Source organism: Kribbella albertanoniae (assembly GCF_004348455.1).
Taxonomy (GTDB): Bacteria; Actinomycetota; Actinomycetes; order Propionibacteriales; family Kribbellaceae; genus Kribbella; species Kribbella albertanoniae.
This window is the reverse complement of the sequence record NZ_SMKA01000055.1, coordinates 26,441-36,808: the sequence shown is the minus strand read 5'-3', so window position 1 is coordinate 36,808 and position 10,368 is coordinate 26,441. Positions and strand designations below refer to the sequence as shown.

Below are 10,368 nucleotides of genomic sequence, written 5' to 3'. Positions count from 1 at the left end.
AACCCCATCCACCTGGCCCCTAATCGCCTACTTCGGCCTAGTCCCCACCGCCCTCGCCTACACCGCCTTCTACCAAGGCCTAAAAACCATCCAAGCCTCCACCGCCGCAGTCATAGCCCTAGTCGAACCCCTCCTAGCCGCCCTAATAGGCGTCCTAGCCTTCAACGAACACCTAACCCCCCTCACCCTCACCGGCGCAGCCACACTCCTGATAGCAGTCATCCTCCAAGCCCGCCGCGAATAGCTCCCGGATCCTCCTGGAGGCTCGGTTGCAAGCGCGGCGCGCACCAGGCGTGCTTCGGCGCACGGCCCCACGCCCACTGCTAACAACCTCTCCTAGAATTTCGTACGACGGCAGCGAGCTAGTCCCGAGCACCCGGAGGACGGTGAGGTCAGGCCGCTCAGAAATTGGTTGATCTGAACCTCTCACCCCAGTGGCACCATGTCGGAGGGATAGGCCTTACAGCTAACTGGTGCGGGATGGCAGGAACGAGTCAGCGCGGAGCGTCTGGCAGGGGGACGCTGGCAGATCCATCGTGGTCCGGAGGCCATGGGGACTGGCCCTGCCGGAGTATCGAGTTCTGGGTGTGCGGACTGGTGGCAATTCAACCCGGATGTCACGGATCCGCACAGCGACAAGTCTATTCACTCGGGGGTTCTGGCTCTTCGCTGAGTTGAGACCAGCCCATGATCTTGACGACCTTTTCCGTGAGTTCGAGGAACTGTGTTTGCTTAGCTTGGTTGGAGGCAAGCTCCTCGAATACCTGGGTGATCGTGCGTGCGACTCGCTCAGCTCTGGAGACGGACTCGTCCGTAGATGCCAGCTCGGCCAGGATGGTGTTGTCGAATTCCTCCCATGTCATGGCGGCTACCTGGTCCTCGTGCCGGTCGAGCCACCAGAGACGAGCAAGCTTCGGATCCTCCAGGACTTCTCGCAGATAGCCCAAGCGCTCGCGGTCGATGGCGACCTGGAGCTGCTCGGAACGGACCGTGTCGTAGAAGATCCGGGTACGACGCTCGTCTTCTGGGCTGAGCGTGATCCGGCAGTGAGCGGTCATGAACGTTCCTGCCGAACCATGCACGGGCCTTCGTTTGGCAAGGTGCGCTGACAGTTGCAGTTGCGCGACGTGGGTGCTCAGCGGCGAACATGCCCTGGTCACAGGAACTGCGACCGCGTCCAGTGTTGATTGGGCAGCTGCCTCTGTGGCTGCCCAGTCAACACGCGCAGATTCTTCGGACACGTCAACCACGATCTGACCGATGGCTCGGAAGACAACGCCTTCTAGCCGGGAGGCGAGCTCGGTGCTGAACTCGAACCGGCGACGCTTGGAGCGGCCCAGACGCATGTCAGCCGGCCTCGGGAATGTCCCGCTGCCCGACAACTTTCTGGATCGAGCGAGCTAGAATCTGACCTCGGAATGAGTTCAGGAATTCGTTCTCGGCGTGGAACAGCGTTTCACTGCCCTGGATACCTGGCGCGTACACATCGGAGAGAAAGTCGAGGACTTCCTCGTCTGGGAGTTCGCCTCGGGAGACGAGGTCGCACCAGTGAGTGACTACACGACGGACCGCTTCGCTGATCTCTCTTTGCTTCAACAAGTCTTGCCAGACGTGTCGCAAGCCGGGGCCGATGTCGGGATCGCGCAAGTTGCCGAGGAGGAACGCGGAACCGTTGTCGCTGGAAGCGATCGCAAGCACGGCACCAAGAGTCTTGGCGTCTTGCACCTTGGTCTTGAGCCACGCTCTCAATGCCTCAAGAACCACTGAGGCTCGCCTGTCGATCAAGGTGCTGAAGGCATCGATCAACGCCTGGTTGTCGACCGAGCTTAGGTCGGACGTCCTCCACAATCGGGTCAGAGCAATGTCGGGCCGCTCGACTCCCAGCCGGCCCCCGCAGACGGCAGCAACCAGGTTCCGCTGGGCAGGTGATGAGGCCCAGTTGTAGAGCATGCTTCGGGTGAACGCACCCGTCTGCGTGTCGAGCGCTGCCTCTGTCAGGACCTCGACTGCCAGGTCTATGCGGGTTTCGGTCAGACCGGTGCTGAGCGTCCTGATGATCGTGGAGTCGTTCCGGCTCAAGCCGAGCGAAAGGAGGGTTCGGGCTGCTCGCTGTGCGTCCTCATTCGCGATTGTTCGGTCTGCCGCGACCGAGGTAGCCCACTCGACAATCGTTGTCTTCTCGGTCGAGAACTCGTCCATGAGATTTTGAAGGATGGCAGTGGGAAGTCCGTGCTTCGCTCGATCGTGAAACACGCCCGTCAGACTGAGTTCAAGGCTGGCTGCTTCTCGGCGCTCGGTGGACGTCGGTCCGCCGAGGACGTCAGCCGGTCCACGCTCTATGCCGAATCTGTCCAGCAACGCGTCGGCTGCGCGGAGGACGGAGTCGAGGCGGCCGCCGTCCAGCAAAGCCGCGGACCAGATCATCGCTCGGGCCTCGAGCCGACTTCCCTGCCAGGTCTTGCCTTTGAGTGCGAGCAGGTCGGCAATGTGATCCTTCCAACCGGTGTACTCCTCCAGGACCTTCGCAGGCGTTGGATCCTTGGCGTCGGAGATGGTCGTCGCGAGGCGGATTGCCTCCGCGCCCGTTGGGCGCGCATCCCAGGTCGGCTGGTACTCGCTGGACTCGAGGGACGAGAGGCACTCTGGCCTATTGCGTCCTAGGTATCGGGCGACCACCTGCTTTGCATCTGGCGGTGTCACGTCGACCATATAGGGCTTCAGTGCTTCATCTGCGGGCAGCAGACGCTCCCGGGCTGGGAGTAGTACGACGAGCCGCCGTCCGCTAGTCCTCATCCTGGTTCCGTATTCCACAAGTCTCCGGCAGAAGGCAGCCGATCGCTGCTGAGCCGGTCCGCTGGACAGATCAAGGATGAAGCGCCGCCCCTGTTCCGGCAGCAACTCGGCGTTCGGCGTCGTCCACTGAGCTTCCAGCTCGTAGATCTCGGGCGATGTCGCCATGAACGATCCCTGAGCCAACAGCCGTAAGGCGAGTGATCGCCGTCCGGTCCCCGGCCGAGCAACAAGGACCACCATGCCGTCGTTCGACAGTTGTCGGAGAGCGAGGCTGAACTGTGCACCGGCAGGCGGCGGATCCTCACCCACTGGGCTGACAAAGCCATCGCCGAGGTACGGCTCGATCTCGGTCGAGGCAATCCGCGTCGGCCTGACGAACTCGCTCGTCCAGTAGTGCACCTCCATGTTGAAGGCTTGGAGCGCGGTAGCAGAGTCACTGACCCGCTGGACGAGGTGATGCCCGGATGCGGGCTGGGCTGGTGTAGGGAGGTCAGAGTCCGCCGCACCATGCGCCACTTCTGGCTCCTCTGGTGATGCCGCCTGAGTGGTGGTGGTGCCGTCGGTTTGGGGCAGCGGCCCTGCCTCAGATGGTGGCGGTTGATACATGCCCGGGTCGCTGTGGCGATCGATGCTCGTTCCATCGCTAGTCATTGCGGCCTCCTGTGAAATGGGCAGTCACTTGGTATCCCTGCGCCTGCTGGCCATCGCCGTGTTGGTGGAAGGCGATGTTGGCCGGTGCAGGGAGGTGGTCCGGAGATGAGGTACTCGGTGCGTCGTCCTCGGGAGGAGCAGACGATGGGCGCGTCTCCAGCAGTGCCGGATCAACGAGTTGCCAGTCCAGACCAGGGACATGTATCCAGGCAGGACGCTCGAACGTCTTTACCTTGGCAATTCTTTGCAGGTAGTGACCGGCGACCGTCTTGCCGGTCGATGCGCCACTTCTGAAGACGTCCTCATAGACGCGGTCCGAAATGATGACTGCGGTGTTGGTGACCTTTGGATCGGCTCGGTCTAGCAACTTCCTGAGCAGATCCTCGTCTAGCAGACGGTGAGTGTGGACCATCGGGTCGCCGATGCCGGTGTCATCGAGCGGACCAACATGGACGCTGACGCGCAACTGCAGATCGTCCAGGTAGTCCGACCGCCACCCCCGCAGCGCGCTTGACAGAGCTTCGGGGAAGCTTCCGACCAGACCAGGTAGCAGGATGGGGTCGAGCCCGCCCACATAGCCGTCACCGGTGTGCTGCCCGAAGGTGTGATGCCGCCAATCGGCTTCCATGCCGATCGTCGCTAGTGTCTGAGCCAGCACCTCCTGGATGCCAGCATTGACTGCGCGCTGGCCCGCGCTGTTCAGCGGGCTGAAGTTGCGCGCGTCGACCGCCAGAACGGCGCGGTAAGGCGGCAGAGGCTCCCAATCGCGTTCCATCGCAAGTCCTTCCTTTCACTGTTTCAGCAACCTGGCTACGAGCATCCCGGCGATCGAAGCCGCGTTCCGTCCAGCTTTGGACGGAAGGTCGGTGACGGAGGTCACGGCTTGAGCCCCTGAACGGACTCTCCGGCGGCCACGGCGGTCAGCTTCGGAAGATCGACGATGGTGACATGCTGGCGGCCCGGCAGCACCAAGCCCGCAGCCTGCAGTTGGCGAAGAACCTGCAACGCGAGCGAGCGACTCATCGACGCCATCACGGCGAGATGTTCTCTTGGCATCCCGAGGTCTACGCGGATGCCTTCGGCCGAGGGACTCCCCACCTCAGCGGCCAAGGCGACGAGGACTGCAGCCAGCCTGGACTCGGGTCGTAGATGTGCCAGGCCGGCATCGAGGTGTTCTCGCTGTTCGAGGCGTTCAACGGCGAGCTGGAGAACTGTTGCTGTCAGATGATGTCGCTCAGCGAACCGCTGGAAGGCTGCGGCAGACACTGTGTGTCCCGCGCAGCGGGTGGAGGCAGCAACACTCGCGGAGCGGCGTCGCTCGAGGAGCACACCATACTCTCCGAGAACCTCACCAGGGCCGCGCAAAGTCATGGTCAGACTTCGTCCCTGATCGTCGCTCTGCCATACCCTGACGATGCCTTCGGTCAGGACGATGACGGACGAGGCATCGGCGCCTTGATGCAGAAGAATGTGGCCTGGTCGAAACAGCTTCCGGTGTCCGAGGAGTAGCAGTTCGTTCCAAATCTCGTCGGTCACCGAATCGCGGAAGTTCCGTCGCTGCCGCATGGATACCATCAACCCACGACGGCGGCAGCGACAAGAACGACAGCTCCCGCGATGCCGAGTAGCAGAGAGCGCCGCACCCAGCGAAATTTCGACCAGGCGATGTCGCTCAGCACAATCAGCTGCCCGCTGAGCATCGGCAGCAGGTCGGATTCCAATAGGTCCCGCTCGAGCTGCTCCCGCGTGCGTGAGCGCAAGTGTCCGAAGTAGGCGATCTCGTCGCCGGTCCTGGCGGCTTTCTTTGAGCGAAGTATCGGCGCGATGGCAAGCGCGGAACATGCCGCAGCCGTGACGAGCAAGGCCGCCCCCACCGGAACCAGAATGCTCGAGGGGCCCGATCGGGTCGCTGTCGGGCTTCCGAAGATTCCGAGTGCGCCGAGCACCGCGGACTGCACCAACAGGGCCTGTCCTGCTTTGCCGTCTGCCTTGGCAATCCAGTCGATCAGCAATCCGTGCAGACGCCACGCAGTCTCTGTCGCATCGTTAGCCATGACCCCCCAGTTGCTAGCTTCCCGCGAACGTCACTCACCGTAAGTGGACTGGGACGACTCGTGCGATGGGAACGGCGTGTCGCGCCTGGTCCTCTCACGACCAACCGGACCGCAGGTTCCCTCTGGCCAGAGGGGGTCGTCCATCGGACGACGGCTGCGAGATCTCAAACAGTGCTGCCGCACGCGCTGCAAGGTCCGTCCGGCATCACAGGCATCCCGCTGCCTGGCCCAATGTCCTCACCGATCGGGATACCGCCGAATCGACGTGATCCGCCCTAAGCCTGCCGGTGTGTGGTTGTCACGAGTGTGTGTAGGGCATCTCGGGTTTGGGGGTCGGGGGAGTAGAGAACCGTGCCGCTCATGCCTCGGGTCAGGAGGACCTTGTAGGTGTTGCGAACAAGGCGGTCGAACGTCGCGTCGTCGATGGACTTCCGATTGCGGAAGGCCGGGTCCTTGTTGGCGTCCCACATAGTGGTGAAGCGTCCGTCGCGCCAGATGAGGTCCGGGCCGAGAATGACGCCGCTCCAGTCGTACTCGAAGCCCTGAGCTGTGTAAATGCACCCGACCTGGCCGAAGCCGTTCGGGTCGGTGGCCCACAGTGCAGCCGGCGGGGCTTCTCCCACCATGCGGTCTCCTTGCACGTTCCAGGGACGTGACCAGCCGCCGATCTGGACATCCGCGATGAGGGTTCCGTCGGGGCGAGGCTTGCTCCATGGCCAGCAGTAGCCCGCGGACATTCGTGCGCCGTACCCTGCCTTGACCTTTTCTTGGAGAAACGACTCCATGGCCTCGGGGGTGTCGGCAACTCGAACATCAAACGCTGGGTCACCCTGCCATGCGGTCGGCTCGCCCTCCGCGAGACCGAGGAGGTGCTGGACCCACTGGATGTACTCCTCGCTGCCACCGCAGCGGAACTGCGCATCGAGTTCGATCAGGTGAACGGGGAGCCCGAGGTCAGCGGCGTACTGACGGATCTCTTCGACTGTCCCGAGCTCTCCAGGCTTCACCACCTGGTACTGATCGAGCAGGAACACCGGGACGCGCGCAGCGGCGATCAGCTCGTCGACCTGTCGTCGTCCCGTCCGGAATTCGGCCTTGGTGTAGCGGTCGACCGAGGTCTCGCGGATGCGGTGCGCCTCGTCCAGGATCAGTACGTCGAGATCGTTGGGCTCTGCATCCATGAATTGGTTGAAGTATTTGAACATCTTCTTGACGCGAGGCTGCCGATTCCCAGCCACCTTGCGGAGCGTCTGGGTGAACGACCGCGAGCCCGTTGCATGGAGAACGCTGCGTCCCTTGCGTGCCAGATCACCGAGGAGCGAAAGAGCGATCACGCTCTTGCCGCTGCCTGGTCCGCCGGTGACGATGACTACCGACTTGCTGTCGGCGCTCCGCGCACGCTCAACCTCGTGTAACACCATCGAGTGCGCCAGCTTCTGCTCGGCGACCAGGACGAATTGCTCGCGGCGCTGAACCTCGTCTGCGGCGACTGCGAGCAACTGCTTGGATGGCGCAACTGCGGAGTTGATCAGCTGGTCGGCGTACGGGCTCCCTGGGACATCGGGGTCGAGCCGGTCGCGGAGGAACTCGATGAACTTGTCACGGCTCGCACCGGTGAAGAGCTGTCCTCGGTTGTCCTGCGGGTAGTCGTAGAGATCCCGCACGTCCGCCTCAGCCATGGCGTTGTGCAGGTACGCCGCGCCAGCGACTGCATCTGGCTCGCCGTCCAAGAACTTGGCGAAGTCGGTGAGGTACTCGCAGTACCCGCGCACCTGTGCAACAGGGTGCAACCGCGGCGAGTTCGGAAACCCATCGATCAGAACGAGTTCCCGGTCGTCGTCCCAGGCGGTGGCACGACTCCACTGCTTGAGTTCAATGACGACGTACGACGGTTTGCCCGTCTTCGGGTGCCGACCGGCCAGCACGACATCGGCCCGCTTCGAGGTCAGCGGAAGGTGGTGCTCAACCAGTACTTCGACCTTGCCGAGCCCGGCCTGCTCCAAGTCCTGCGCAAGAACCGGCAGGCTGCGCTCCCACGACCGCATCTCTGACGGCGCTGCCCGGCGCCCGGTGTGGAAGACCATCTGCTCAGCGATCCTCAGCGCGAACTGCTGTTCAAGGGTCAGCATTACGAACCCGGAACCGGATTGACGGAACAGCGTCACGAGCAAGGCCCCCACAGGCAGCACGAATTAAGGTCGTGCGGGTGGGGGCATGTCCTGTGAACGCAAGCGCTCGGCGGAAGCCTGTCGGGCCGCGCCCCCGACTCTACCCAGCGAGCGCCACGAGCAAGACCCGTGTCATGCTCGCGGCGTGTCTGATCTGATCGAGCTCCGAGACCGCATGCGCGCCTTCACCGAGGAACGCGACTGGGCCCAGTTCCACGACCCGAAGTCCCTGATCCTCGCCCTGACCGGCGAAGTCGGCGAGCTCGCCGAACTTTTCCAATGGCTTCCCGCCGACACCGCGGCCAATCGCGCCCACGAGGGCCACCTCCACCAACGCGCCGGCGAAGAACTGGCCGACGTCCTCCTGTACCTCGTTCGCCTGGCTGATGTGCTCAACATCGACCTGGCCGAAGCAGCCCACCGCAAGTTGGCCGGCTCCTCGGCTCGCTTCCCGGCACAGGAAGTTCATGGTCAAGCCCCGGAGAAGAGCTAGGGACTGACCAGTTCGTCCACGCGTCAGTCTGGCGAAGAACAAAGCTGTCGGTGGTTGATGCGAGCCAGCCCGTTGGTAGTGATCCGTGACGAAGTGCGCGTGGATCGCCCGCGATCGACGGTATGAGGGAACACCCATTTCTGCACGACCGGACTCAAGGATGGTGTGACCTACCGCGCCCTGTTCCGTTCTGTAGGGTGAGGTCAGGGGAGGACCGTTGAGCGATCGATCGAGTATCGAATGGACCGAGGCGACTTGGAACCCGTCGACCGGATGTGATCGGATCTCGGCCGGTTGCGACAACTGTTACGCGCTCTCGTTGGCGAAGCGACTGAAGGCGATGGGGTCTGCGAAGTATCAGACCGATGGTGACCCTCGCACGAGTGGGCCAGGATTTGGGCTCGCAGTCCATCCGGACTCGCTCGATGTGCCTCGACGCTGGAGACAGCCCCGCATTGTCTTCGTGAACTCGATGTCGGACTTGTTCCATGCCAAAGTGCCGCTGAGCTTCGTTCAGCAGGTGGTCCAGACTATGCGGGATACTCCGCAACACACATACCAATTGCTGACAAAGCGAGCTCGTCGTCTCCGGCTGCTGTCGAGTCGAATCGAGTGGCCGGAGAATGTATGGGTCGGAACCTCAGTCGAGTCTGCTGATGAGCTTCACCGGATCGATGACCTCAAGATGGTCCAAGCAGGCGTACGATTCCTGTCGCTAGAGCCACTCCTTGGGCCGTTGCCTGAACTGGATCTCTCGGGAATCGGTTGGGTGATCGTCGGCGGTGAGTCCGGGCCGAACGCGCGTCCAATCGACGCCGGCTGGGTCCGTGAGATCCGCGACCAGTCAATCGCGCAAGGAGTACCGTTCTTCTTCAAGCAGTGGGGAGGTCGGACGCCGAAGGCTGGCGGACGTGACCTCGACGGAGAAACGTGGGATGGAATGCCTGAACGCTCCGGCCACGTGGCGGTTTGATCAAGAGCCATTCACGCGAGCCGGATCGTACTAGCTCTCGTGATCCGGCGAGGCGGTTCGATCATGACCTGACCTTCATCGCGGAGGTGCTGTACGGCGATGCTGGCGTGCATGCTGCGCCATCGAGCGGTCTCTAGCAGGAGCCACTCTCCGAGTTCCGCCAGTGTGGTGAGCGGCTTGTCTTCCAGGTGTTGGTGTACGAGCTCGAGAAGCTCCGGGTCGACGACCCCTTGGGAGTCGAAGAGATCCATCTGGCCGATCGGTACCGCGCCCTTGACACGTGGATCGCGGAACCGCATGCCGCCGGCACCGTCAACACTCCACATGGCGTCCTTCATAGCCCCGACGCCGCTCTTGTGGTTCGTGCCGAACACCAGGAAGAGTGGCTGCCCCGAACCTGGCACGACCATGAACTGCAGCTGATAGGCGAAGCCCGCCCGGCGCAATGCGGCACGGTAGGTCTCAAGCCAAGTACGCCAACGTTCGTCTGTTGCCTGACTCGGATCGGAGGGACGCCAAAACTGCGGGCCACCGAAAACGTCGTCCAGCTCATCTGGGTTCTCGCCTTCTCGGCGACTGAACCAGTTCGGGCCGAACGTGACGACCACCTCGCTGGACTGGTTGCGTGCGATCCGGGTGACTACAGGCGACAGCGGGACGTTCACATTGCCCCAGCTATCGAATATGGCCATGATCGGGTGAGACCACGCGTCGAATTCGCTGAGCAACGGAAGGGTGAGTCGGGCGGCATCACCGTGGCGGACGATGACCGTGACCGGCAGCGCGTCGAGACCGCCGAACCGCGCAACTAGCTCTTTGGACAGGTGCTCGAAGCGAGCCCGGTCCTTCTCGATGAAGATCAATCGAACGCGTTCACGTGCCAGTTGCATCCGTTCGACCGCAGTGTGGTGAAGAAGGCGGTCGAGTACGAAGAGCGGTGAGCCATCTTCGCCGCCGAGATAACGTCCTGGGCCAGCAAATGCGTCAAGGTAGGTAACTCGACGCTGCCGGTATCCGCCCTGAGCTGGCTGCAGCATGATTGGCCACCAAGCGTCGAGGTAACGCCTGTAGAGCCCATGCTTCGCTGCAGTGGCCGGTTCTAGTTTCCAGAGCATGTCGGTCACGCCGCAGCCTCCCTTGTGCGATCGTGAATCATCAATCACGCTACGTCATCACCGCCCGATCCGCGCGACGTATCGCTGTGTCGGCCGGCCGACTGGCGCCGACTGAGCGTAG

Annotated in this window: 10 protein-coding genes; 3 read left to right on the top strand and 7 right to left on the bottom strand. The window is 62.7% G+C overall.

The annotated features are described in order from the left end of the window. The coding region (locus tag E1261_RS15130; RefSeq protein WP_165952513.1) for an EamA family transporter at positions 1 to 244 on the top strand (244 nt) is incomplete at its 5' end. Between the two features lie 397 nt (positions 245 to 641). Here the strand turns inward: E1261_RS15130 and E1261_RS15125 are convergent. From E1261_RS15125 to E1261_RS15105, 6 genes are all read right to left on the bottom strand, one after another. Next, the gene (locus E1261_RS15125) at positions 642 to 1,346 is read right to left on the bottom strand and encodes a hypothetical protein (RefSeq protein ID WP_132407036.1); all 705 of its coding nucleotides are present in this window, start codon (positions 1,344 to 1,346) and stop codon (positions 642 to 644) included. A gap of 1 nt (position 1,347) precedes the next feature. Next, positions 1,348 to 2,709, bottom strand: coding sequence for a hypothetical protein (locus E1261_RS15120; RefSeq protein WP_238176234.1), 1,362 nt, complete (start codon positions 2,707 to 2,709; stop codon positions 1,348 to 1,350). 727 nt (positions 2,710 to 3,436) lie between these two features. Continuing rightward, positions 3,437 to 4,219, bottom strand: a complete 783-nt coding sequence (locus tag E1261_RS15115; RefSeq protein ID WP_132407032.1) for a hypothetical protein — start codon at positions 4,217 to 4,219, stop codon at positions 3,437 to 3,439. A gap of 101 nt (positions 4,220 to 4,320) precedes the next feature. Beyond that, on the bottom strand, positions 4,321 to 4,980 hold the full coding sequence (locus E1261_RS15110; protein WP_165952512.1) for a Crp/Fnr family transcriptional regulator: 660 nt from the start codon (positions 4,978 to 4,980) through the stop codon (positions 4,321 to 4,323). Positions 4,981 to 5,018: 38 nt separating this feature from the next. Beyond that, positions 5,019 to 5,498: a Pycsar system effector family protein gene (locus E1261_RS45285; protein ID WP_165952511.1), complete on the bottom strand. Its 480-nt coding sequence runs from the start codon at positions 5,496 to 5,498 to the stop codon at positions 5,019 to 5,021. A gap of 275 nt (positions 5,499 to 5,773) precedes the next feature. After that, positions 5,774 to 7,627, bottom strand: a complete 1,854-nt coding sequence (locus E1261_RS15105) for a DUF2075 domain-containing protein (RefSeq protein ID WP_238176233.1) — start codon at positions 7,625 to 7,627, stop codon at positions 5,774 to 5,776. A gap of 184 nt (positions 7,628 to 7,811) precedes the next feature. Between E1261_RS15105 and E1261_RS15100 the strand changes: the two genes are divergently transcribed. Continuing rightward, on the top strand, positions 7,812 to 8,159 hold the full coding sequence (locus E1261_RS15100; RefSeq protein ID WP_238176232.1) for a nucleotide pyrophosphohydrolase: 348 nt from the start codon (positions 7,812 to 7,814) through the stop codon (positions 8,157 to 8,159). Positions 8,160 to 8,376: 217 nt separating this feature from the next. Beyond that, positions 8,377 to 9,132, top strand: a complete 756-nt coding sequence (locus tag E1261_RS15095) for a DUF5131 family protein (RefSeq protein WP_132407028.1) — start codon at positions 8,377 to 8,379, stop codon at positions 9,130 to 9,132. 11 nt (positions 9,133 to 9,143) lie between these two features. Here the strand turns inward: E1261_RS15095 and E1261_RS15090 are convergent, their stop codons facing one another. Next, a complete protein-coding gene (locus E1261_RS15090; protein ID WP_132407040.1) occupies positions 9,144 to 10,247 on the bottom strand; it encodes a three-Cys-motif partner protein TcmP in 1,104 nt (367 codons plus the stop codon). Between the last annotated feature and the right edge of the window lie 121 nt (positions 10,248 to 10,368).